The sequence below is a fragment of the Variovorax sp. VaC1 genome (assembly GCF_043658315.1).
Classification (GTDB): Bacteria; Pseudomonadota; Gammaproteobacteria; order Burkholderiales; family Burkholderiaceae_C; genus Variovorax.
In genome coordinates, this window is record NZ_JBIGLT010000001.1 from 599,977 (window position 1) to 622,012 (window position 22,036).

Below are 22,036 nucleotides of genomic sequence, written 5' to 3' on the forward strand. Positions count from 1 at the left end.
GTTGCGACGCCATGACCAATGGCAGATGCGCTGAAGAGGAGCTTCGCTTACATTCGACGGCCCTCGAAACGCCATCGCACGTGACCTCAAGCTTTTCCAGCCCTTCAGACCCCGCCGACGGCGCCCCACGCACACCCAAGCGTGTGCTGGTTCTCCACTACTCGCAGTCAGGCCAGCTCGGCAGCGTGGCAGAGCAGATCGTGGCACCGCTGCGTGCCGACCCGTCGATCCAGGTGCATGAAGAGGTGCTGCGGCCGCTGGATGCGTTCCCGTTTCCCTGGCCCTTCCTGCGCTTCTTCGATGCCTTTCCGGAAACGGCCCACATGAAGCCGCCACCGCTGGCGCCGCTGTCGCTCACGGGCGAGGAAGACTTCGACCTCGTCATCCTGCCGTACCAGGTGTGGTTTCTGGCGCCGTCGCAGCCCATCACAGCTTTTCTCAAGCAACCCGTGGCGGCGCGTCTGCTCAAGGGCAAACCCGTAGTGACGGTCATCGCCTGCCGCAACATGTGGCTGCTGGCGCACGAAAAACTCAAGGGCATGCTCGACGACGTGGGGGCACGGCTGATCGACAACGTGGTGCTGACCGACCCCGGCCCCACGCTCGCCACCTTCTTCACCACGCCCGCATGGCTGATCTGGGGCCGCAAGCGCGGCTTCTGGGGCATGCCCGACGCCGGGCTCAGTACCGGACAAATCGCCAGTACCGTCCGTTTCGGGCGTGCGCTGCGTGATGCACTGCACAACGACCTGGAGCGCGGCACGCAGCCGCTGCTGGCGGGCCTGGGCGCGGTGCAGGCCAATGCACGCCTGCTCATCAGCGAGAAGGCCGGCACCCGCAGCTTCTACCTGTGGGGAAAGCTGATCATGGCGGCCGGCGGCCCCGGTGCGTGGCCACGCAAGCCGCTGCTGCTGCTGTACGTGCTCTTCCTGCTGGCACTGATCGTGACGGTAGTCCCGGTCAGTCTGAGTTTGCAGGCGCTTCTGCGACCTTTTCTCAGAGGGTGGCTGACTAAAATGACGGCCCAATTCGAGTGCCCGTCGGGCTCCGCCACGGACCGCTCCCACCTCTATGACGACTGATGTCTTCCTGACCCGCACCGCTGCCTTTCTGCCCTTTGCCCCGGTCAGCAACGAAGAAATCGAAGACGTCCTCGGCCGCATCGGCGGCAAGGCCTCGCGTGCGCGGCGGCTGATTCTTCGCAGCAACGGCATCCAGTCGCGCCACTACGCCATCGACCGCGCCACCGGCCAGCTGGCCATGACCAACGCGCAGCTCACCGCATCGGCGATCCGCGCGCTGGGCGACGACATCGGCCCGGTCGATTGCCTGGCCACCGGCACCTCGCTGCCCGACCAGCTCATGCCCAACCATGCGGTGATGGTGCATGGCGAACTCGGCTGGCCCCGGCTCGAAGTGGTGGCCTGCGCGGGCATCTGCCTGGCCGGCACCGCCGCGCTCAAGCACGCGTGGCTGTCGGTGCGCGCGGGCGATGCGCGGCGCGCGGTGGCCACGGGTTCCGAGCTGGCTTCCGCCGTGATGCGTGGCGCCAACTTCGAAGCCGAACTCGAACACAAGCTCGAAGCACTTGAAGCGCGCCCCGAACTGGCCTTCGAGAAAGACTTCCTGCGCTGGATGCTGTCCGACGGCGCTGGCGCCGTGCTGCTGGAGCGCGAGCCGCGCGGGCCGCTGTCGCTGCGCGTCGAATGGATCGACCTGTCATCGGCCGCGCACGAACTGCCGGTGTGCATGTACGCGGGTGCCGAGAAGAATGCCGCAGGCGGCCTCGACGGCTGGGCGCGCTTCCCGCCTTCGGACTGGCAGCGCGAATCGACCTTCGCCGTCAAGCAGGACGTGCGCCTGCTCAACGAAAACATCGTGCGCGCCACGCTGGGCGAACCGCTCGCGGCCGTGATCGAACGGCGCGGGCTGAAGTCGCAGGACATCGACTGGTTCCTGCCGCATCTCTCATCACACTATTTTGTCGAGCCGGTGAGCCAGTGCCTCGAATCGCTGGGGCTGCACATTCCGCGCGAGCGCTGGTTCAGCAACCTCGCGAGCAAGGGCAATACGGGTTCGGCGTCGCCGTACATCATGCTCGACGAGCTGTTCCGCTCGGGCCGCATCCGGCCGGGCCAGAAGCTGCTGATGTTCGTGCCCGAAAGCGGCCGCTTCTCCAGCGGTTTCATCTACATGGAGGCCGTATGAAACCCCCACGCTCATCGCTTCGCGTATCGCTGCGCCCCAAGGGGGCGCAGGCCTCCCTTCGGGCGGCCCGGCGGGAGGCCTGACATGGACATCGACGCGGTTCCGCAAGAAGGCAACGCAACCCTCGACGGCCATTCCAAGCTGATGTACGCGCGCGACGCGCAGGGCCGCGTCGTCACCACCACCTCGCGTGGCTGGGAAGCAGAAGAGATCGTCACCAGCCACGCGGTCGATGTGCTGGTCGAGCAGGCCCAGGCCGCGAAGCAGCGCGTGAAGGCCGGCATCGCCTCGCCGCTCGAATACTGGATGTACGAGCGCCGCATGGACGTGGCGCTGCTGTCGCAGACCAGCGGCTTCTGGCAATGGCGCGTGCGCCGCCACCTGCAGCCGCGCCATTTCTCCGCGTTGTCGCAAGCCCAACTGGCGCGCTATGGCGAAGCCTTGGGCCTGCCCGTTTCCACCTTGCAAGGCCTGCCGTGAACTTCCAACACCAACAGGCGGCGCACTGCGAGAGCGGCGTCATCTCCAGCCTGATGCGCCACCACGGCGCGCCGATGACCGAGAGCATGGCGCTGGGCCTGTCGTCGGCGTTGTCGTTCGCGTACCTGCCGTTCATCAAGCTGTCGGGCCTGCCGCTCATTTCGTACCGCATGCCGCCCAAGGCCATCATCAAGGGCCTGCTGGCGCCGATGGCCGCGCGCTTCAGCTTCGAGACCTTCCGCACCCCCGAAGCCGGGCAGCAGCGCCTCGATGCGTTGTTGGCAAGCGGGAAGATCGTCGGCCTGCAGACCTCGGTTTATTGGCTGCCGTACTTTCCGCCGAACATGCGCTTCCACTTCAATGCGCACAACCTGCTGGTGTACGGAAAAGACGGCGACGACTACCTGATCAGCGACCCCGTGTTCGAAGAGCCCGTGCGTTGCCCGGGCAGCGACCTGTCGCGCGCGCGCTTCGCCAAGGGCGTGCTCGCGCCGAAGGGCCTCATGTATTACCCGCAGGCCATCGAACGCAAGGTGGTCGATGCGGCCTCGGTGACCAAGGCCATCCGCAAGACGGTGCGCAACATGCTCGCGCCCATTCCCATCGTCGGTGTGCGCGGCATGCGCACGCTGGCCAACCGCATGCAGCGGCTGTCGGCCACCGATCCGCGCAGCGTCGACTTCATCGGCCACCTGGTCCGCATGCAGGAAGAGATCGGCACCGGTGGCGCGGGCTTTCGCTTCATCTACGCGGGCTTCCTGCAAGAGGCCGCGCAACTGCTCGACAAGCCGCAACTGCTGCAGATGTCCGACCGGCTCACCGCCATCGGCGATGGCTGGCGTGCCTTCGCGCTGAAGGCGGCGCGGATGGTGAAGGGACGTGAAGCGGTCGACCCTGCCGCGTTGGCTGCGAAGCTGCGCGAGCAGGCGCAGCAGGAAGAGAGCTTCTTCCGTGATCTCAAGGCTGCTGTTGCTTGAGATGAACGCCTGTTTCTCTAGTCGTCGTGCTGTGTTGATGGAGCGCAATTCAGGGCGCGCTCACGCCGACGGGGTACCTTGCTCCGCGAATGTCCCCCGGCCTTTGGCCTCCTCCTTTGTTTCGCTACGCAAGGCACCCCATCGACGTGAGCGTTCTCCAAAGCGGCTATTGATCGGCCAGCACAACGGCAGCGCTCATGTGCGAATGGCATCGGGTGCTCCCCGCAGCGAAATAAAGGAGGAGCCGAAGGCGGGGGACATTCGCGGAGGGGAGTACCCGATGTCATTCGCACGCACCCCGAAAAAGAGCGTCCCGAACAAGAGCGCCTCGAATACAAACAGCGTGCAACACAGCCCACAACAGCCCGATGCTTGAATTCCACAAGCTCAGCTACCGTTACCCCCACGCCGACGCCCCCGCGCTGGCCGACGTGTCGCTCGCGGTGCCCAGAGGCTGCGTGCTCGGCTTGCTCGGGCCGAACGGCGCAGGCAAGACCACGCTGATCTCGCACCTGTCGGGCGCGCTCGCGGTGCAGTCCGGCGAGATCCGCATCGACGGCCAACCTTTGCAGCAGGTGCGCGCAAAGACGCCCACACGCATCGCTGTTGCGCCGCAGGACCAGGCTTTCTATCCAATGCTCACGGTCGCCGAAAACCTCGCGTGCTTTGCCGCCGCCGGCGGTCTTTCAGGCAGCCGTAAGAAGGCACGAATCGAGACCTGCACGCACTTCGCACAACTGGAGCAGTTCGCGAACGTGCGCGCCGAGCGCTTGTCCGGCGGCCTCAAGCGCAGGCTCAACCTCGCCATCGCCTTGCTGCCCGAACCCGAGCTGATGCTGTTCGACGAACCCACCGTGGGTGTCGATCCACAGTCGCGCGCGTTCATCCTCGATGCGATCAAGAGCCTCGCGCAGGCGGGCGCGGCCGTGATCTACGCCTCGCACTACATGGAAGAAATCGAAGCCATCGCCGACCGCGTGGCCATCCTCGACCATGGCCGCGTGCTGCGCGAAGGCTCGCTCGACGAACTGCTGTCGAAGAGCGCGATGCTGCTCACGCTGGCCGCCGATGGGCTCAGCGTGGAAATGCTCTCGCGCTTCGGCACGGTCGAGCAGGGTGGCGTGCACTGGCGCATTCATCTGAACGAAGGCACCGGCCCCGGCCCGGTGCTGGCCACGCTCGAAGCCGAAGGCATCGCCGTGCGGCACGCCGAGTTCGGCCGCCATGACCTGGAGCAACTCTTCATGGCGCTCACCCACCGCTCGCTGCGCGACTGACTTCTACACATGCTCTTCGCGCTCATCAAGAAAGAACTGCTCGCCCTCGTGCGCGACATGCACGGACTGGCCGCGCTGTTCCTGATGCCGATGGTCTTCATCGTGCTGATGTCGCTCACCCTCAAGGACATCTACCGCCCGCCGCTCGCCGAACTGAGCTACGCCGTCGACATGCGCGACACCGCCACGCCCGCCAAGTGGCTGCAGCAGCTCTGGCAGCGCAACCATGGCGCGCCACAGCCGTTGGGCACCGACTGGCAGGCGCGGCTGCGCAACGGTTCGCTCAAGTACGTGATCGTGATGGAGTCGGGCCTGTCGCAAGAGCTGGAATCGGCCGCGCTCTCGACCGAGGCGCGCATCCAGTTGCTGACCGAGCCAGGCATCGACGCCAACCTGTTCAACGCACTGCGCGCAGAGCTTGTCGGCGCATCCGGCGAACTCAAGGCGCGGCTCGCATTGGCGGTGCCCGGCACCGCCAGCCCCGCACCCGATGCATCCATCCAGGCGATGGTGCGTGCCGAGCGCTTTTCCACCACCGGCCCGCGGCCGACCTCGGTGCAGCAGAACGTGCCGGCATGGCTGGTGTTCGGCATGTTCTTCGTGGTGGCCTCGCTCTCCAGCCTGTTCGTGCAGGAGCGCAGCTCGGGCGCGTTGGGCCGGCTGCAGAGCCTGGGCGTGTCGCGCTTCATGCTGCTGGCCTCGAAGGCGCTGCCGTACCTGGGCGTGAACGCGCTGCAGGCGGTGCTGATGCTGGCGGCGGGCATCTGGTTCATGCCGCTGATCGGCGGCGATGCGCTGTCGCTTGCGGGCATCCATTGGGGCGCGCTGCTGCTGTCGCTCGCGGCCGTGAGCCTGGCGGCAGTGAGCCTGTCGCTGGTGCTGGCGTGCGCAGTTCGCAGCCATGCGCAAGCCGCGACCATCGGGCCGATGGTCAATGTGCTGATGGCGGCGGCGGGCGGCATCATGGTGCCGAAGTTCGTCATGCCGGGCTTCATGCAGCGGCTGGTCGAGGTCTCGCCGATGAACTGGGGGCTCGAGGCGCTGCTTACCGTGTTGCTGCGTGGCGGCGGTGTGGCTGACGCGCTGCCGCAGATCGGCCGGTTGGTCGTGTTCGCGGCGCTGATGTTCATCGTGGCTGTTTTTCTGTTTCGCAGGCGTACTTCGTCATGAGCACCGTTTCCGCCGAGTTCATCGCCAGCCTGAAAGCGCTGGTGCTCGATTCCGTTGAAAAAGACGCGCCGCCCGGCGGCCTGGGCGACGACGAGCCGCTGTTCGGGCCCGAGGCGCGGCTCGATCTCGACTCGCTCGATGCCCTGCAGGTGTCGATGGCGATCCAGCAGCGCTTCGGCGTGCGCATGCCCGACAGCAAGGAAACGCGCCGGGCCATGACCTCCATCGCGCATCTGGCGGAACACCTGGCGCAAGCGGGCAAGGCATGAGCGGCGTCTACCTGGCTGGCGTGGGCCTGGCCTGTGTGCTGGGTCGCGACATGCAGGACGTGCTGGCTGCATTGCGGCGTGGTGGTGTGCCGCCGACGCTGGTCGCCGTAACCGACGATGTTCACTGGCCGGTCTATACCTTGCCGTCGCAGGAGGGCGACTGGAAGCAGCGGCTGTGCGACACCGTTCGCAGCGTGGTCGCGCAGACCGGTGAGTGGGGCGACCGCACCGCGCCGCTGTTCGTCGCTTCGTCGTCGCTCGATATCGGTTTCATGGAGCAAGCGGTGCAAGACCTGCGGCTCGGCGGCGACCTGCAGGACTTTGCCGAGGTCGTTGCCGGCGCGCTCGATTGGCAGGGGCCGGTGTTCACTGTTTCGACGGCTTGTACATCGGCACTCAACGCTGTGCTGGCCGCGTGCGATCTCATTCGCGGTGGCGATTCCGATGAAGCACTGGTGATCGGTGCCGAGCTGGGCAACCGCTTCACCGTCGCCGGCTTCGGTGCGATGCAACTGCTGGCACCCGACAGCACGCAGCCTTTCGGCGCAGCGCGCCAGGGGCTGGTGCTCGGCGAGGCCGTGGCCGCCTTGCGCTTGCGCGCGGAGCTGGCGCGCTGGCAGCTCGCAGGCGGTGCCAATGTGGTCGATGGGCGCAACCCCTCGGGCACCGAGGCCAGCGCGGTGCTTGCGATGTGCCGCGGCGCGCTGGCGCAAAGCGGACTGCGGCCCGAAGACATCGACCTCATCAAGGTGCAGGCTGCTGGCAGCCCCGTCAACGATGCCATCGAGGTGGAGGCGCTGCGGCAGGTGTTCGATCCGCTGCCGCCGTTGGTGTCGCTCAAGTCGGCGATCGGGCACACACTGGGTGCGGCGGGGGCGGCCGAACTGGCCTTGCTGGTGGGTTGTATCGAAGGCGGCGTCTGGCCGGCGATCGACTATCCGCTGGACGAAGCACTGAACATCACGCTGGGCGAACAACCGCCACAGGTGCTGCGCAACATCCTGCTGAATGTGGTCGGCTTCGGCGGCGGGCACACCTCGTTGGTGCTCAGGGATTGCGAGCGCGCATGACCACTGGCACCGCAACCGTCTGGCGCACCGCCGCGCATTTCGTCGCGCACCCGCCGCCCGCCGACTGGCGCGATGCCCTGGCGAATCGCATCGGCCGTCGCCCGCGCCGTGTCGGCCTGTGGACCGAGCTTGCGATGTACGGCGCGCGCTGCTGCCTCGATGCAGCGGGCGAAGTCGCATTGCCCAACGACGCGCGCCTGCGCGTGGCCAGCCTGCGCGGTGCCTGGGGCGCCACGCATGCAGGGCTGGCGCAGCTCGACGCGGGCCTGCCGATGCCGTTCACCTTCATGCAGAGTCAGCCCGCGCTGATGCTGGCGGAGGTCGGCCGCTGCCTTGAATGGCAGGGCGATGCGAGCTTCATGCTGTGCCGCGATCCGCAGCGCCTGCTGCAGTTGTCGAAGCTGAGCGCGTCGAGCGGCGGCCTGCTGTTCGGCATCGTCGAAGAAGAGCGCAATGGCGAGTCGCCGCGCTCCGAGTGGTGGCGGCTGGTGCCCGCCTGAGCGTCGTCAGCCCGTGATCGAGCGCTGCAGGTTGAGGCGCGCCTGCGCTTCGAGCTGCGCATGCATGCGCGGCGTGGCGTAGATGGCCTTGCGGTCCAGAAAGCGCTGAAGGATCGCGCGGCGGCGCGGCAGGCGCACGTCTTCGGGCACGAAGGCGTACTCGGCATGCACCTGGCGCTCGTACTCGTCGAAGCGCGTGCGCTCGGCGCCGAGGATCGACAGGTCGATGTCGATCAGCAGTTCCGCATCGCGGCCTTCGGGCACCGCGTCGTGGCGCGTGGCCATGACGAGGGCGTGCACGCGTTCGGCGGCTGCTTCGGTTGCGCCTGCCTCGATCAAAGCTTGGCGGGCCCAGTCGGCGCTGCGCGCTTCGTTGTCGTGCGCATGCACGTCGTAGATGGCGTCGTGGAACCAGAGCGCGAGCGCCACTTCGCCAAGGTGCTCGGCATTCGCCTTCTCGCGCTCGAACCATGCGAGGCATTCGCCCAGGTGCTGCATCGTGTGGTAGTGGCGCTGCGGCTCGCTGTAGCGCTGTTGCAGCGCGGTGCACAGTGCGTCGCTGGGAGATGCAACGCCGAGCGCGCGCCAGGCCTCGGTCCAGTTCGCGTGCAGCGCTTCGGGCGTCATGGCGCTTACTGCTCCATTGCCGCCTTGACCTCTTGTCCGAGGTCCAGGACCGACATCGCGTAGTAGCTGCTCCAGTTGTAGCGCGTGATGACGTAGAAGTTGCGCGTGCCGGCCACGTAGGTCGGCGGCGCATCGGCGCCGTTCTGCAGTTCGATGAGCGCGAGCAGGCCCTTGTGCCGAATGCCGTCGCCCTCGGGCACCGCGCCCGCCGCCACGAAGCTGTCGATGCTGAAGGTCGGCAGGATGTCGGGCGCCAGCAGCAACCCCTTCTGAAGCCGCGCTTCGTCGAAGTGCACCGGGTAGATCGCGGGCATGCCCGGTTTCCAGCCGAAGGCCTTGAAGTAGTTGGCAACCGAGCCGATCACGTCGGCCGGGTTGTTGACGAGGTCGATGCGGCCGTCGCCGTCGAAGTCGACCGCGTACTTGGCGATGCTGCTGGGCATGAACTGCGGCATGCCCATGGCGCCGGCGTAACTGCCCAGCGGCGTGAGCGGGTCGTCGGCCGTGCGGCTCTCGGTGCTCAGGAAGCTTTCGAGCTCGCCGCGAAAGAAGGCTTCGCGTTCGGCGGCGCGCGGGTGGCCTTGCGGGAAGTCGAAGGAGAGCGTGGCCAGCGCGTCGATCACGCGGAAGTTGCCCATGTTGCGGCCGTAGATGGTTTCCACGCCGATGATGCCGACGATGATCTCCGCCGGCACGCCGTACACCTGCTCGGCGCGCGCCAGCGTGTCGGCATTGGCGCGCCAGAAGCGCACGCCGGCCGCGATGCGCACCGGGTCGATGAAGCGGCTGCGGTAGGTCTGCCAGTTCTTCACCGTGCCGACCGGGCCCGGCAGCATGAGGCGCGGTACGTTGGGCAGAAAGCGCGCGTTACCGATGGTGGCACGCACCCAGTCGCGGTCGAGGCCGCGGCGCTCGGCCACCTCGTCGGCGAATCGCATCGCGTCGTCGCGCGTGGCGTAGGGGATGGTGCCGCGCACGGCGTTGCTCGCCACGCGGCCATTGGAAGACTTCTGGGCTACAGCCGCTGTCGACCATGCGCAGCAGGCGGCGAGAAGGGCAACTGCCGCAACGGTGCGGGATGGCGTGGGGAGAAAAAATCGCATGAGGCCGATTGTGCCGCCCGTGCGCGCGGCCCTTCCCAAGGGACACATGTGGTTTCAGCCGCGCGGGTTCGCGGCGGGCCAGCTGAGGCGGCGGAACTCGCGGCGCAGGGTCGAGAGCGTCTCTGGCGTGGCCTTGGCATAGCGCTGGGCTTCGAGCTTGAGCAGCCAGTCGCGCACGGCCTGGGCGGCGGGGCCGAAGCGGGCGTCGGCCGCCTGCGCCATCTGGCGGGGCGGGGTCGTTTCGGGCAGCCGCAGGCCGGCCTTGGCCAGGCGCGTGCGGGCCTGGCCCAGCAGGCGCAGCCACGGGTCGTGCCGGCTGCGCTCCCACAGCGTCCAGGCCGCACCGGCAATGCTCGCGCCGATCAGCAGGTACAGCAGCACATAGGCCAGGTCTTCGAGGCTGGGGGCCTCGATGCCGATGTTCTTCAGCAGGTTGAGCTGCCGGCTCTGCGTGTAGTTGAGCACCCACTGGTTCCAGCCGTTGTTCACGGCCTCCCATGCGGCGCGGATGTTCTGCGCGAGCGTGGGGCTCATGGCGCCGATGGCACCGGCGAACAGGCCCGGCTGCTGCACCAGCCGCTGCATCTGCCCGATGCGGCCTGGTGCCACCGAGGCGGTCGGGTCCACGCGCACCCAGCCCGTGCCTTCTTGCCAGACTTCGGCCCAGGCATGCGCGTCGCTCTGGCGCACGACCCAGTAGTTGTCGACGCTGTTGAGTTCGCCGCCCTGGTAGCCGGTCACGATGCGCGCCGGGATCTGCAGGTTGCGCATGAGCACCACGAAGGCCGAGGCGATGTGCTCGCAGAAGCCTTCCTTGCGGTCGAACCAGAATTCGTCGGCCGTGTCGTTGCCGTAGACGCCGGGGTCGAGCGTGTAGGTGTAGCCGCCGGTGCGCAGGCGCTTCAGGGCCGCCTGCACGAAGGCCTGCGTGGTGGCTTCGTGCAGTGCCGGGTCGGCGCGCATCTCGGCCGCCAGCGCGGCGGTGCGCGGGTTGGTGCCGGGCGGCAGCGACAGGTAGGCCTGCAACTGGCCGCCCGTGCGCTTGATCGGGCCGCTCTGGAACTGCGTGTAGCTCTCGGCCTTGTAGCGGAGCAGGTCGTTGATCGGCCGGTTCGCGAGCCATTGCAGGTCGGGCGTGCCGGTGACTTCAAGGCCCGAGGCTTCGGGCGCGCGCTGCGCCGCATCGAGCGTCAGCAGCCAGGGCCGGTTGTTGGCCTCGAGCGTGACCTCGTAGCGCACGGGCTCGCCGCTCACGCGCAGGTTGGCGGACCATTGCCCGCCGCGCAGCCACGATGGCAGGGCCGTCCACTCGCGGCCGTCGAACTGCGCCAGCACCGGGCCGCGAAAGTAGAGCTGGCTCTGTGGCGGCGCGCGGTTGCCCTCGAACTTGATGCGCGCGGCAATGCTGTCGTCGAGCGCGAGTTCGGCGATGGTGCCGACGCGCATGGTGTTCGACAGCCCGGTGCGCCCGGCCATGGCGTCGCTGGGAGTGCCCCAGAGCGGCGCGAAGCGCGGGAACAGCAGGAACAGCGCCAGCATGATCGGCGCGCCGGCCAGGGCCATCCAGCCGGCGGTGCGCGCGGCCTGCATCAGCGGCGGGCGGCCGACGGGCATGTGCGCATTGACCAGCGCGGTGAGCAGGCCGAGCAGCGCCAGCAGCATCGTGAAGGCGGTCAGCAGCGACTGCGAATAGAAGAAGTTCGTGAGCATCGCGAAGAAGCCCAGGAAGAAGATGACGAAGGCGTCTCTTCTGGCGCGCAGCTCCAGCGTCTTGAGGGCCAGCAGGATGACGACGAGCGTCACGCCCGCATCGCGGCCCAGCAGCGTGCGGTGGGTGGCGTAGGTGGCCGCCAGCGTCAGCGCGAGCAGGGCGACCCGCCACCATCTGCTGGGCAGCGGGCGCGCCTGCACCGCGAGGCTGCCGCGCCAGAGCAGGACCATGGCGGTGATGGCCGTGCACCACCACGGAATGTTGTCTGCCTGGGGCAGGACGATCAGCGCGATGACAGCCAGCAGAAAGAGCGTGTCCCTGGCATCCCGGGGGAGGGCCGAGAGCTGCTGCAGGAGCTTCTTCAACATAGCGCCAGCGCCTCCAGGCAGGCCCGCCGGTGGGCCTCGCCTTGCGAAGGCTTCACGACGCGCCCCTGAACCCGGACGCCGTAGTCCACGCCCAGCCGGTCGGCCATCAGCACCCAGGCGCAGAGGCGTGAAATGCGCGCCTCGCCATCGGCCAGCCCGGTGGCCTGCGCGTCGAGCCACAGCTCTTCGCGTTGCGTCTGTTGCGTGTCGCGGCTGACGAGGTCTTCCGACCCGGCTGCCTGCGCCCGCGCGGCTTTCTTCCAGACCACGAGCTTCAGCGGATCGCCGCGCCGGTAGACGCGCACGCCGTCGTATTCACCGGCCCCGTGCGCGCGCTGCGCGGCGGACAGCGCGGCCGGCCCGGACAGCGGCTCGCCCGGCGGCAACGGTGGCGGGTGTGCCTCGGGCGCGGGGTAGACCAGCATCTGCGCGGCGGGCCGCCACACCGTCCAGACACGGAAGGTGCCGAGCGGAAAGCGCGTCTCGGCCGTCAGCGGCGGCACGGGATGCAGGCCGCGCCGCTCGGGCTGGAACGCGATCTCGACGGTGGACGTGCCTTCGGCCGGCACGTCGGTCCAGGCCCATTGGCCGCTGCCGCGCACGGCCATGCCGATGCCGTAACGCACGCTGCGACGCGCGTTGTGCAGCACCACCCGGAAGACGGCCGCCGCGCCCGCGTAGTGCGCGTCTGGCGGCACCATGTGCATGGCCAGGCCGCGCAGCGTGCCGTGGCACACGTGCATGCCGACGGCCACGCTGCCGGCCAGCAGGAAGGTCAGCAGGTAGCCCAGGTTGAGCTGGTAGTTGATCGACGCGACCAGCAGCACGAGCAGGGTGGCGGCCAGCGTCCAGCCGGCGCGCGTGGGCACGATGTAGACGTTGCGCTGGGTCAGTTCCAGCGTGTCCGAGGGCGGGCGCCGCGACAGGAACCAGCCGTCGATGCGTGAGCGGAGGGCGCCGACAGCGCTCATCGGAATGCCTTCGTCTTCGTGTTCATCACGGCTGTGCGAGCCCTCTTCGGAGCGGCCGGTCGGGGGCTCACGGCAAGGGCACGGCCGCGATCATCGCGCGCACCTGCTCGACGGCGCCACGGCCCGCGTCGCCCACGGGCGTGAGGCGGTGCGCGATCGTCTGCGGCAGCACGGCCTGCACGTCGTCGGGCGCGACGTAGTTGCGGTTGGCCAGCAGCGCCTGCGCCTTGGCGGCGCGCAGCACGGCAATGCCGGCGCGCGGCGACAGGCCCTGCAGGAACCAGCGGCCCGAGCGCGTGGCCGCGATCAGGTCCTGCACATAGTTGAGCAGCGGTTCGGCCGCGTGCACCTGCTGCACGCGCTGCTGGATGGCGGTCAGCTCGCCGGCGGTCAGCAGGGCGGGCAGGCTGGCCAGCATTTCGCGGCGGTCGACGCCGGCGAGCAACTGGCGCTCGGCGGCACGGTCGGGGTAGCCGAGCGAGATCCGCATCAGGAAGCGGTCGAGCTGGGATTCGGGCAGCGCGAAGGTGCCGAGCTGGTCTTGCGGGTTCTGCGTGGCGATCACGAAGAAGGGCGTGGGCAGCGGGCGCGTCTCGCCTTCGATGGTGACCTGCTTTTCTTCCATCGCCTCGAGCAGTGCGCTCTGGGTCTTGGGGCTGGCGCGGTTGATTTCGTCGGCCAGCAGCACCTGGGCAAAGATCGGTCCGGGGTGGAACACGAAGGCCTGCTGCCCGCGATCGTAGATTGCCACGCCCGACAGGTCGCCGGGCATCAGGTCGGCCGTGAACTGCACGCGCGAAAAATGTAAACCGAAGGTGTGCGACAGCGCATGGGCGAGGGTGGTCTTGCCGACCCCCGGAACGTCCTCGATCAGCAGGTGTCCACCCGCCAACAGGCAGGCTACACAGTCGCGCACCTGCGCCTCTTTGCCCACGATCACCGTGTTAAGCTGACTCAGCAAAGTGGCTAGCTTCGCAGCAACGTCCATATTTGTATCCATATGCAAACGATACCGTAAGACCTTGCGGCCCCATGCCGCGTGAGGTCTAGACATGGCGACAGAGACATGGGCAAGACAGGCTACTTCACACACCGCGACTTCTGGAAGCACGACATGGGCAACGGGCATCCCGAATGCCCCGGTCGACTGGATGCCATCGAAGACCGCCTGTTGCTCACCGGCGTGGGCGATGCGCTCGATCACCGCGACGTGCCGCTTGCCACCCTGCAGCAGATCACCCGGGCGCACAGCACGGCGCACGTCGAGCACCTCGAAGAGCTGCATCAGCGTCTGGTGGCCGACGAGCCCGCCGGCGGCCCCGACCATGCACAGGTCGACCCCGATACCGTTCTGACCCGCTTCACATTGCTGGCCGCGCGCCGCGCCGCCGGCGCCGCGATTGCCGCGACCGATGCCGTGATTGCCGGCGACATCGAAAACGCGTTCTGCTCGGTGCGCCCGCCGGGCCACCATGCCTGCCGCGAGCAGGCGATGGGTTTCTGCTTCTTCAACAACGTGGCCATCGCGGCGCGGCACGCCATCGACGTGCATGGCTTCGACCGCGTGGCCATCGTCGATTTCGACGTGCACCACGGCAACGGCACCGAGAACATCCTGTCGAACGACCCGCGCGTGCTGATGGTCGGCTTCTTCCAGCATCCGTTCTATCCGTACAGCGGCACGGAGCATCCGGCGTCGAACATGCTGAATCTTCCGATTCCGGCCTACACCAAGGGCATGGACGTGCGGGAGATGATCGAGGCGGTCTGGATGCCTCGGCTCGAGGAATTCAAGCCGCAGATGGTCTTCATCAGCGCCGGTTTCGACGCCCATCGCGAGGACGACCTGGGCCAGCTCGGCCTGAACGAGAACGACTTTGCCTGGATCACCGGCCGCGTGCACGACGTGGCCAGGCGCCATGCGCGCGGGCGCATCGTGTCGATGCTCGAAGGCGGCTACAACCTCGATGCCCTGGCGCGCAGCGTCGAAGCCCATATCCGCGTGCTCGCGGACCTGTAACGCAGCCGGCGTCGTTCGGCGCCATGTTTTCCCAATCGATGAACTTCAACGACTTCACACAACGATTGAGCCAGGTCGATGCGCGCGGCCTTGCCATCGAACTTGCCGCCGTCGTGGCCTGCGTGGCGCTGGCCTGGGCCGTCTGCAAATGGTTCGGACGCGACCAGCCCAAGGATTCGATCTGGTTCGGCGAGCGCACCTTCGACGGCCTGCTGTTCCCGCTGCTGTCGCTGGTGCTGACCGACCTGGCGCGGCGCGCGGTGATCGAACTGCAGCCCGTGCTGGTGCTGCGCATCGCGGTGTCGGTGTTCTTGTCGCTGGTGGTCATCCGGCTGTTTGCGCGGGTGTTGCGCGCGGTGTTTCCCGCGTCGAACCTCGTGCGGCTGATCGAGCGCACGATCTCGTGGCTGGCCTGGATCGCGGCGGTGCTGTGGATCGTCGGGCTGCTGCCGCCGGTGCTGGCCGAACTCGACGAGATCACGCTGGCCTTCGGCAAGACACGCGTGAGCCTGCAGACGATCTTCCAGGGCGTGTTGTCGGCCGGGCTGGTGATGGTGATTGCGCTGTGGATCTCCAGCACCATCGAAAAGCGCATCCTGCGCGAGGCCGTCACCGATCTTTCGATGCGCAAGGTCGCCTCGAATGCGGTGCGTGCGTTCCTGCTGCTGGTCGGCTTGCTGTTCGCGCTGTCGGCGGTGGGCGTGGACCTGACGGCGCTGTCGGTGCTCGGCGGTGCGCTCGGCGTGGGCCTGGGCTTCGGGCTGCAGAAGCTGGCGGCCAACTATGTGAGCGGCTTCGTGATCCTGCTCGAACGCTCGATCCGCATCGGCGACAACGTGAAGGTCGACACCTTCGAAGGCCGCATCACGGACATCAAGACGCGCTACACGCTCATTCGCGCGGGCAACGGGCGCGAGGCCATCGTGCCGAACGAATCGCTCATTACCAGCCGGGTGGAAAACCTGTCGCTGGCCGACCGCAAGTTCAACATCACGACCAGCATCGTGGTCGGCTACGAGAGCGACGTGGCGCAGGTGCAGTCCATCCTGTGCGAGGCGGCCAAGGCGCAGCCGCGTGTCATGACCGAGCCGGTGCCGGTGGCCTACCTGCTCAATTTCGCGCCCGATGGGCTGGAGTTCACCCTCAACTTCTGGGTGGCAGACCCCGAGAAGGGCAAGGACAACCTGCGCTCGGCCATCAACGTCGCCATCCTCGACGGGCTGCGGGGTGCGGGCATTGACATTCCCTATCCGCAGCGCGTGTTGCGCGTGGAATCTTTGCCGCCGGGAGTCGCGCCAGCGCCCGACGCTGTCTTATAATCGTGGAAAAGCACGATCGTTCTTTTTTATTGGCGCGCGAATGCCAACAAGAAGAATGGAGAGGCTGCAAAGGTCGCGTCCTAGAATGACCGGTTGCCCTCGAAGCCCCCTTTTTGCAATCCAATGGAGTCAAGTCAATGAAGGTTCTTGTGCCTGTCAAACGGGTCGTCGATTACAACGTGAAGGTGCGCGTGAAGAGCGACGGCACCGGGGTGGACATTGCCAACGTCAAGATGAGCATGAACCCCTTCGACGAGATCGCAGTGGAAGAAGCGGTTCGCCTGAAAGAAAAGGGCGTGGTCACCGAAGTGATCGCCGTGTCGTGCGGCGATGCCAAGTGCCAGGAAACCCTGCGCACGGCCATGGCCATCGGTGCCGACCGCGGCATCCTCGTTGAAACCACCGAAGAGCTGCAGCCGCTGGCTGTGGCCAAGCTGCTCAAGGCGCTGGTGGACAAGGAGCAGCCCCAGCTGATCATCCTGGGCAAGCAAGCCATCGACGACGACGCGAACCAGACCGGCCAGATGCTGGCCGCGCTGGCTGATCTTCCGCAAGCCACCTTCGCCTCCAAGGTCGAAGTCGCAGGCGACAAGGCCACCGTGACCCGCGAAGTCGACGGCGGCCTGGAAACCGTCTCCCTCACGCTGCCGGCCGTCATCACGACCGACCTGCGCCTGAACGAGCCGCGCTACGTCACCTTGCCCAACATCATGAAGGCCAAGAAGAAGCAACTGGACACCTTCAAGCCCGAAGACCTGGGCGTGGACGTGAAGCCGCGCCTGAAGACCCTGAAGGTCAGCGAGCCCCCGAAGCGTGGCGCCGGCATCAAGGTGCCTGATGTGGCGACGCTGGTGGACAAACTGAAGAATGAAGCGAAGGTGATCTGAACATGACCGCACTTGTTATTGCCGAACACGACCACGCCAGCATCAAGCCGGCCACCCTCAACACCGTGACCGCAGCGCTGGCTTGCGGTGGCGACGTCCACGTGCTCGTGGCCGGTGCCAACGCCGCAGAGGCTGCCAAGGCCGCCGCGCAGATCGCAGGCGTCTCCAAGGTGATCGCCGCAGACAGCGCATCCCTCGCGGAAAACCTCGCCGAGAACGTCGCAGCCCAGGTGCTGGCGATTGCCGGCAACTACAGCCACATCCTGTTCCCCTCGACCGCCAACGGCAAGAACGTCGCACCGCGCGTGGCTGCCAAGCTCGATGTGGCCCAGATCAGCGACATCACCAAGGTCGACAGCCCCGACACCTTCGAGCGCCCGATCTACGCCGGCAACGCGATTGCCACGGTGCAGAGCAGCGATGCCACCAAGGTCATCACGGTTCGCACGACCGGCTTCGACGCCGCAGCTGCCACCGGTGGCAGCGCAGCGATCGAAACCGCTGAAGGCGTGGCAGACAGCGGCAAGAGCAGCTTCGTGGGCCGTGAAGTCACCAAGAGCGAGCGCCCCGAACTGACGGCGGCCAAGATCATCGTCTCCGGTGGCCGGGCTCTCGGCAGCGCCGAGAAGTTCACCGAAGTGATGGCGCCGCTGGCCGACAAGCTCAACGCAGGCCTGGGCGCCAGCCGCGCAGCCGTCGATGCAGGCTACGCCCCCAACGACTGGCAAGTGGGCCAGACCGGCAAGATCGTCGCGCCGCAGCTGTACATCGCAGCGGGCATCTCGGGCGCGATCCAGCACTTGGCTGGCATGAAGGACTCCAAGGTGATCGTGGCGATCAACAAGGACGAAGAGGCGCCGATCTTCTCGGTGGCCGACTATGGCCTCGTGGCCGACCTGTTCGTGGCTGTGCCCGAGCTGGTCAAGGCGCTCTGACCGTATCGACGCAATGAGCCAGAGGGCATCGTTCGCGATGCCCTTTCTACATCTGCTGTATCTGGAGACAAGACCATGAGCTACACCGCACCCCTCAAGGACATGTTGTTCGACATCGAACACCTGGCCAACATCGGCGAGATCGCCAAGCTGCCCGGCTTCGAAGACGCCGGCCTCGAAACCGCGCAGGCCGTTCTCGAGGAGTGCGCGCGTTTCAACCAGGACGTGATCGCCCCGCTGAACATCGAAGGCGACCGCAATCCCTCGTCGTTCAAGGGCGGCGCCGTCACCACCACGCCGGGCTTCAAGGACGCCTTCGCCCAGTACGTGTCGGGCGGCTGGCAAGGCCTGCAGCATCCGACCGACTTCGGCGGCCAGGGCCTGCCCAAGACCATCGGCGCGGCCTGCGGTGAAATGCTCAACTCGGCCAACATGAGCTTCGCGCTGTGCCCGCTGCTGAGCGATGGCGCCATCGAGGCGCTGCTCACCGCCGGCTCCGACGAGCTGAAGGCCACGTACCTTGAAAAGCTCGTGAGCGGCCAGTGGACCGGCACGATGAACCTCACCGAGCCGCAGGCCGGCAGCGACCTGGCCATGGTGCGCAGCCGCGCCGAGCCGCAGCCCGATGGCACGTACAAGGTGTTCGGCACCAAGATCTTCATCACCTACGGTGAGCACGACATGGCCGAGAACATCGTGCACCTCGTGCTGGCCCGCGTGACCGGCGCGCCCGAAGGCGTGAAGGGCATCAGCCTGTTCGTGGTGCCGAAGTTCATGGTGGGCAAGGATGGCTCGCTGGGCGAGCGCAACGACGTGCACTGCGTGAGCATCGAGCACAAGATGGGCATCAAGGCCTCGCCGACCGCCGTGCTCCAGTACGGCGACAACGGCGGTGCCGTCGGCTACCTCGTGGGCCAGGAGAACCGCGGCCTCGAGTACATGTTCATCATGATGAACTCGGCTCGCTACGCCGTGGGCATGCAGGGCATCGCGATTGCCGAGCGCTCGTACCAGCACGCCGTCGCCTATGCAAAGGAGCGCGTGCAGAGCCGCCCGGTCGATGGCTCGATCAACGCCAGCGCACCCATCATTCACCACCCCGACGTCAAGCGCATGCTGATGACGATGCGCGCCTACACCGAAGGTTGCCGCGCGATGGCTTCGGTGGCCGCTGCGGCCTACGACGCCGCGCACCATCACCCCGATGCCGACGCGCGCAAGCAGAACCAGGCCTTCTACGAATTCATGGTGCCGCTGGTCAAGGGCTACAGCACCGAGATGAGCCTCGAAGTGACCTCGCTCGGCGTGCAGGTGCACGGCGGCATGGGCTTCATTGAAGAGACGGGTGCGGCGCAGTACTACCGCGACGCGAAGATCCTCACGATCTACGAAGGCACCACCGCGATCCAGGCCAACGACCTCGTGGGCCGCAAGACCGCGCGCGACGGCGGCCAGACCGCCAAGGCCATCGCCGCGCAGATCGAGAAGACCGAAGCCGAACTGGCCAAGAGCGATCACCCGGCTGCTGCTGCGGTACTCAAGCGCCTGAAGGCCGCGCGCGAAGCTTTTGTCGAAGTGGTCGATTTCGTCGCGGGCCAGACCAAGGCATCGCCGAACGCCGTGTTCTCGGGCAGTGTGCCGTACCTGATGCTCGCGGGCAACCTCGTGGCCGGCTGGCAGCTGGCGCGCTCGCTGATCATTGCGCAGGACCTGGCTTCGCGCAGCTTCGACACCGACTTCATGCTGGCCAAGATCGCCACCGCGCGCTTCTATGCCGAGCACATCCTGAACAAGGTGCCGGGCATCCGCGACAGCATCGTCGATGGCGCCGAGAGCGTCACGGCCCTGGCGCTCGACGCGTTCTGAGCCGCCTCCCTGTCGCCCATCTGACGGGCGGCAGGGGCCTTGCTCTCTTATAAAACCGAAACCCATTTCCGGAGACAACATGTCCAAGCTGCCCCCCGTCCTCGCGAACATGCCGCTGCCGATCATCGGCTCGCCGCTGTTCATCATCAGCAACCCCAAGCTCGTGATTGCGCAATGCAAGGCGGGTGTGGTCGGTTCGATGCCGGCACTCAACGCGCGCCCCGCGGCGCAGCTCGAAGAGTGGCTGATCGAGATCACCGAAGAGCTGGCCGCCTACAACAAGGCCAACCCCGACAAGCCCGCCGCGCCCTTCGCCATCAACCAGATCGTGCACAAGAGCAATGACCGCCTCGAGCACGACATGGAAATGGTCGTCAAGTACAAGGTGCCGATCGTCATCACCTCGCTGGGTGCGCGCACCGACGTCAACGACGCGGTGCACAGCTACGGCGGCGTGACGCTGCACGACATCATCAACAACAAATTCGCGCAGAAGGCGATCGAGAAGGGCGCCGACGGCATCATCGCCGTGGCGGCCGGTGCCGGCGGCCATGCGGGTGTGAAGAGCCCGTTCGCGCTGGTGCAAGAGATTCGCCAGTGGTTCGACGGCCCGATCGCGCTGTCGGGCTCCATCGCCACCGGTGGCGCGGTGCTCGCGGCACAGGCCATGGGCGCCGACTTCGCCTACATCGGCACCGCCTTCATCGCGACCGAAGAAGCACGCGCGAGCGACGACTACAAGCAGGCCATCGTCGACGGCACCTCGGACGACATCGTCTATTCGAGCCTCTTCACCGGCGTGCATGGCAACTACCTCGCGCCGAGCATCGTCAAGGCCGGCATGGACCCGGCCAACCTGCCCGAAGGCGACGTCAAGACCATGAACTTCGGCGGCGGCGAAGGCAGCAAGGCCAAGGCCTGGAAAGACATCTGGGGCTCGGGCCAGGGCATCGGTGCCGTGACCGAAGTGGCCAGCGCCGCGGCCTTCATCGAGAAGCTCAAGCGCGAATACCAGGAAGCAAGGCAACGGCTGGCGCTTTGACCACGCTTGCGGGCGACCTGCAGCCTGCCAGCAGGTCGTTGTCTTCCACTTCGCTGGGGCGCATGCCGCTGCTCGACGCGGCCAAGGGCATCGCCTGCGCGGTCATCGTCGGCCATCACCTGTCGCGCTACGGCCCGATGCCGGCCGGCGCGTACGCGCTCGCGCCCGATTTCTTTGCATGGCTGGCGAACGAAGGGCGCCTGGCGGTGCAGGTGTTCCTCGTGATCGCCGGCTTTCTTGCGGCTGCGAGCCTTGCGCCGGATGGCCGGCTGCGCTGCGACCGCCCCGTCGCGCGCATCCTGCAGCGCTACGGCCGGCTGGTGATGCCGTACCTGGCAGCGCTTACGGTGTGCGTGCTGGTCGCGGCGCTGGTGCGGCCGTGGCTCGATGAGGAAGTGGTGCCCGCGTCGCCCACCATGGGGCAACTGATCGCGCACGGGCTGCTGCTGCAGGATCTGCTGGGCTACGAATCGTTGTCGACGGGTGTCTGGTACGTGGCCATCGACTTCCAGCTCTTCGCACTGGCGCTGACGCTGGTGGGCCTGCCCGCGATGCTGCAGCGTTCGCCGGGTTCGGCACCGATGAATGCGCGGGCACGCTGGTTGCCCGTAGCGCTGGTGTTTGGGTTGGCCGTGGCTTCGCTCGCGCTGTTCAATCGCAATGCGGGGCTGGACGACACGGCCTTCTATTTCTTCGGCACCTATGGCCTGGGCATGCTGGTGTTCTGGATCGGGCGCGCGACGCGCTTCAGCACGTGGCAGAGCGCCGTCGCATTGCTGGCGCTGGTGGGGGCGGGCGCGCTGGCCATCGACTGGCGCAGCCGCATCGCCATTGCGCTGGTAACGGCGTTGCTCATCGCCGTCGCACAGCGCCGGCGCTGGCTTTCGCCGGTGCACTGGCCGGCGGTGGCGGTGCCTTTGCAGCGGCTGGGGCGCATGTCGTATTCGCTGTTCCTGATCCACTTTCCGGTGCTGCTCGCGATGAATGCGCTGGTCGCGAATGCCGGGCCGCACGGCGCATGGTTCGATGCGATCGGGCTGGTGGCGACCTTCGGGCTCTCGGTGGCGGCCGCCACATTGCTGCACCGGTGGGTCGAAGTGCGTCCGGCGTCGTGGCGCGCGGTCTTCACGCTGTTCGCTGCGCTGCTGGTCAGCGGAATAGTCGTTTCTCATTAAAAGTGCCCGGCGCCAGCGCAGGCGCCTTGGCCGAATCTTCCTGAACGGGTTGCGCTGACGG

Annotated in this window: 21 protein-coding genes; 16 read left to right on the top strand and 5 right to left on the bottom strand. The window is 67.0% G+C overall.

From position 1 onward, the window contains the following. The first annotated feature begins 11 nt into the window (after positions 1-11). From ACGLHS_RS02955 to ACGLHS_RS02995, 9 genes are all read left to right on the top strand, one after another. Positions 12-1,082 carry a dialkylrecorsinol condensing enzyme gene (locus tag ACGLHS_RS02955; protein ID WP_394476681.1) on the top strand — a complete coding sequence of 357 codons (1,071 nt, stop codon included), beginning with the start codon at positions 12-14 and terminating at the stop codon, positions 1,080-1,082. Next, entirely contained in the window at positions 1,072-2,208 is a 1,137-nt protein-coding gene (locus tag ACGLHS_RS02960; protein ID WP_394476683.1) for a beta-ketoacyl-ACP synthase III, read from the top strand. Before ACGLHS_RS02955 ends, ACGLHS_RS02960 begins: the two co-directional genes overlap by 11 nt. A gap of 84 nt (positions 2,209-2,292) precedes the next feature. Further along, positions 2,293-2,688 (top strand): hypothetical protein, encoded by a 396-nt coding sequence (locus ACGLHS_RS02965; RefSeq protein ID WP_394476685.1) that lies wholly within the window; start codon positions 2,293-2,295, stop codon positions 2,686-2,688. Continuing rightward, the gene (locus tag ACGLHS_RS02970; RefSeq protein WP_394476687.1) at positions 2,685-3,665 is read left to right on the top strand and encodes a BtrH N-terminal domain-containing protein; all 981 of its coding nucleotides are present in this window, start codon (positions 2,685-2,687) and stop codon (positions 3,663-3,665) included. The genes ACGLHS_RS02965 and ACGLHS_RS02970 overlap by 4 nt, the downstream gene beginning before the upstream one ends. 368 nt (positions 3,666-4,033) lie before the next feature. Then, positions 4,034-4,942, top strand: a complete 909-nt coding sequence (locus tag ACGLHS_RS02975; protein ID WP_394476689.1) for an ABC transporter ATP-binding protein — start codon at positions 4,034-4,036, stop codon at positions 4,940-4,942. 9 nt (positions 4,943-4,951) lie between these two features. Next, positions 4,952-6,112 carry an ABC transporter permease gene (locus ACGLHS_RS02980; protein WP_394476691.1) on the top strand — a complete coding sequence of 387 codons (1,161 nt, stop codon included), beginning with the start codon at positions 4,952-4,954 and terminating at the stop codon, positions 6,110-6,112. Continuing rightward, on the top strand, positions 6,109-6,381 hold the full coding sequence (locus ACGLHS_RS02985) for an acyl carrier protein (RefSeq protein WP_394476693.1): 273 nt from the start codon (positions 6,109-6,111) through the stop codon (positions 6,379-6,381). The genes ACGLHS_RS02980 and ACGLHS_RS02985 overlap by 4 nt, the downstream gene beginning before the upstream one ends. Beyond that, entirely contained in the window at positions 6,378-7,451 is a 1,074-nt protein-coding gene (locus tag ACGLHS_RS02990) for a beta-ketoacyl synthase N-terminal-like domain-containing protein (protein ID WP_394476695.1), read from the top strand. The genes ACGLHS_RS02985 and ACGLHS_RS02990 overlap by 4 nt, the downstream gene beginning before the upstream one ends. After that, entirely contained in the window at positions 7,448-7,951 is a 504-nt protein-coding gene (locus ACGLHS_RS02995) for a hypothetical protein (protein ID WP_394476697.1), read from the top strand. The genes ACGLHS_RS02990 and ACGLHS_RS02995 overlap by 4 nt, the downstream gene beginning before the upstream one ends. 6 nt (positions 7,952-7,957) lie before the next feature. On the opposite strand, the gene ACGLHS_RS03000 is transcribed toward ACGLHS_RS02995, so the two are convergent. The 5 genes from ACGLHS_RS03000 to ACGLHS_RS03020 all read right to left on the bottom strand — a co-directional run bounded on the left by ACGLHS_RS03000 (position 7,958) and on the right by ACGLHS_RS03020 (position 13,719). Continuing rightward, positions 7,958-8,578, bottom strand: coding sequence for an N-methyl-D-aspartate receptor NMDAR2C subunit (locus ACGLHS_RS03000; protein WP_394476699.1), 621 nt, complete (start codon positions 8,576-8,578; stop codon positions 7,958-7,960). 5 nt (positions 8,579-8,583) lie between these two features. Then, positions 8,584-9,681, bottom strand: a complete 1,098-nt coding sequence (gene mltB / locus ACGLHS_RS03005; protein ID WP_394476701.1) for a lytic murein transglycosylase B — start codon at positions 9,679-9,681, stop codon at positions 8,584-8,586. A 54-nt stretch (positions 9,682-9,735) separates the two neighbouring features. Then, positions 9,736-11,760, bottom strand: a complete 2,025-nt coding sequence (locus tag ACGLHS_RS03010; protein ID WP_394476703.1) for a transglutaminaseTgpA domain-containing protein — start codon at positions 11,758-11,760, stop codon at positions 9,736-9,738. After that, on the bottom strand, positions 11,754-12,731 hold the full coding sequence (locus ACGLHS_RS03015; protein WP_394476705.1) for a DUF58 domain-containing protein: 978 nt from the start codon (positions 12,729-12,731) through the stop codon (positions 11,754-11,756). The genes ACGLHS_RS03010 and ACGLHS_RS03015 overlap by 7 nt, the downstream gene beginning before the upstream one ends. Before the next feature lie 67 nt (positions 12,732-12,798). Then, the gene (locus ACGLHS_RS03020) at positions 12,799-13,719 is read right to left on the bottom strand and encodes an AAA family ATPase (protein WP_394476707.1); all 921 of its coding nucleotides are present in this window, start codon (positions 13,717-13,719) and stop codon (positions 12,799-12,801) included. Positions 13,720-13,797: 78 nt separating this feature from the next. On the opposite strand from ACGLHS_RS03020, the gene ACGLHS_RS03025 reads away from it, so the two are divergent. The 7 genes from ACGLHS_RS03025 (at position 13,798) to ACGLHS_RS03055 (ending at position 21,975) form a co-directional block, all read left to right on the top strand. Then, the gene (locus tag ACGLHS_RS03025; protein ID WP_394476709.1) at positions 13,798-14,751 is read left to right on the top strand and encodes a histone deacetylase family protein; all 954 of its coding nucleotides are present in this window, start codon (positions 13,798-13,800) and stop codon (positions 14,749-14,751) included. Positions 14,752-14,789: 38 nt separating this feature from the next. Then, entirely contained in the window at positions 14,790-16,070 is a 1,281-nt protein-coding gene (locus ACGLHS_RS03030) for a mechanosensitive ion channel family protein (RefSeq protein WP_394476711.1), read from the top strand. Between the two features lie 137 nt (positions 16,071-16,207). After that, complete coding sequence (locus tag ACGLHS_RS03035; protein ID WP_093237141.1) at positions 16,208-16,957, top strand: electron transfer flavoprotein subunit beta/FixA family protein; 750 nt, start codon at positions 16,208-16,210, stop codon at positions 16,955-16,957. A gap of 2 nt (positions 16,958-16,959) precedes the next feature. Then, positions 16,960-17,892, top strand: coding sequence for an electron transfer flavoprotein subunit alpha/FixB family protein (locus ACGLHS_RS03040; protein ID WP_394476713.1), 933 nt, complete (start codon positions 16,960-16,962; stop codon positions 17,890-17,892). A gap of 75 nt (positions 17,893-17,967) precedes the next feature. Further along, positions 17,968-19,758 (top strand): acyl-CoA dehydrogenase, encoded by a 1,791-nt coding sequence (locus ACGLHS_RS03045; RefSeq protein WP_394476715.1) that lies wholly within the window; start codon positions 17,968-17,970, stop codon positions 19,756-19,758. A gap of 79 nt (positions 19,759-19,837) precedes the next feature. Next, positions 19,838-20,800, top strand: a complete 963-nt coding sequence (locus ACGLHS_RS03050; RefSeq protein ID WP_394476717.1) for an NAD(P)H-dependent flavin oxidoreductase — start codon at positions 19,838-19,840, stop codon at positions 20,798-20,800. Positions 20,801-20,862: 62 nt separating this feature from the next. Then, a complete protein-coding gene (locus ACGLHS_RS03055) occupies positions 20,863-21,975 on the top strand; it encodes an acyltransferase family protein (RefSeq protein WP_394478157.1) in 1,113 nt (370 codons plus the stop codon). Positions 21,976-22,036: the final 61 nt, after the last annotated feature.

Bases quoted from the DNA above. Each gene is read 5' to 3' on its own strand.
- ACGLHS_RS02955 (WP_394476681.1), top strand. From the start codon at position 12: ATGACCAATGGCAGATGCGCTGAAGAGGAGCTTCGCTTACATTCGACG.
- ACGLHS_RS02960 (WP_394476683.1), top strand. From the start codon at position 1,072: ATGACGACTGATGTCTTCCTGACCCGCACCGCTGCCTTTCTGCCCTTT.
- ACGLHS_RS02965 (WP_394476685.1), top strand. From the start codon at position 2,293: ATGGACATCGACGCGGTTCCGCAAGAAGGCAACGCAACCCTCGACGGC.
- ACGLHS_RS02975 (WP_394476689.1), top strand. From the start codon at position 4,034: ATGCTTGAATTCCACAAGCTCAGCTACCGTTACCCCCACGCCGACGCC.
- ACGLHS_RS02980 (WP_394476691.1), top strand. From the start codon at position 4,952: ATGCTCTTCGCGCTCATCAAGAAAGAACTGCTCGCCCTCGTGCGCGAC.
- ACGLHS_RS02985 (WP_394476693.1), top strand. From the start codon at position 6,109: ATGAGCACCGTTTCCGCCGAGTTCATCGCCAGCCTGAAAGCGCTGGTG.
- ACGLHS_RS02990 (WP_394476695.1), top strand. From the start codon at position 6,378: ATGAGCGGCGTCTACCTGGCTGGCGTGGGCCTGGCCTGTGTGCTGGGT.
- ACGLHS_RS02995 (WP_394476697.1), top strand. From the start codon at position 7,448: ATGACCACTGGCACCGCAACCGTCTGGCGCACCGCCGCGCATTTCGTC.
- ACGLHS_RS03000 (WP_394476699.1), bottom strand. From the start codon at position 8,578: ATGACGCCCGAAGCGCTGCACGCGAACTGGACCGAGGCCTGGCGCGCG.
- mltB (WP_394476701.1), bottom strand. From the start codon at position 9,681: ATGCGATTTTTTCTCCCCACGCCATCCCGCACCGTTGCGGCAGTTGCC.
- ACGLHS_RS03010 (WP_394476703.1), bottom strand. From the start codon at position 11,760: ATGTTGAAGAAGCTCCTGCAGCAGCTCTCGGCCCTCCCCCGGGATGCC.
- ACGLHS_RS03015 (WP_394476705.1), bottom strand. From the start codon at position 12,731: ATGAGCGCTGTCGGCGCCCTCCGCTCACGCATCGACGGCTGGTTCCTG.
- ACGLHS_RS03020 (WP_394476707.1), bottom strand. From the start codon at position 13,719: ATGGACGTTGCTGCGAAGCTAGCCACTTTGCTGAGTCAGCTTAACACG.
- ACGLHS_RS03025 (WP_394476709.1), top strand. From the start codon at position 13,798: ATGGGCAAGACAGGCTACTTCACACACCGCGACTTCTGGAAGCACGAC.
- ACGLHS_RS03030 (WP_394476711.1), top strand. From the start codon at position 14,790: ATGAACTTCAACGACTTCACACAACGATTGAGCCAGGTCGATGCGCGC.
- ACGLHS_RS03035 (WP_093237141.1), top strand. From the start codon at position 16,208: ATGAAGGTTCTTGTGCCTGTCAAACGGGTCGTCGATTACAACGTGAAG.
- ACGLHS_RS03040 (WP_394476713.1), top strand. From the start codon at position 16,960: ATGACCGCACTTGTTATTGCCGAACACGACCACGCCAGCATCAAGCCG.
- ACGLHS_RS03045 (WP_394476715.1), top strand. From the start codon at position 17,968: ATGAGCTACACCGCACCCCTCAAGGACATGTTGTTCGACATCGAACAC.
- ACGLHS_RS03050 (WP_394476717.1), top strand. From the start codon at position 19,838: ATGTCCAAGCTGCCCCCCGTCCTCGCGAACATGCCGCTGCCGATCATC.
- ACGLHS_RS03055 (WP_394478157.1), top strand. From the start codon at position 20,863: ATGCCGCTGCTCGACGCGGCCAAGGGCATCGCCTGCGCGGTCATCGTC.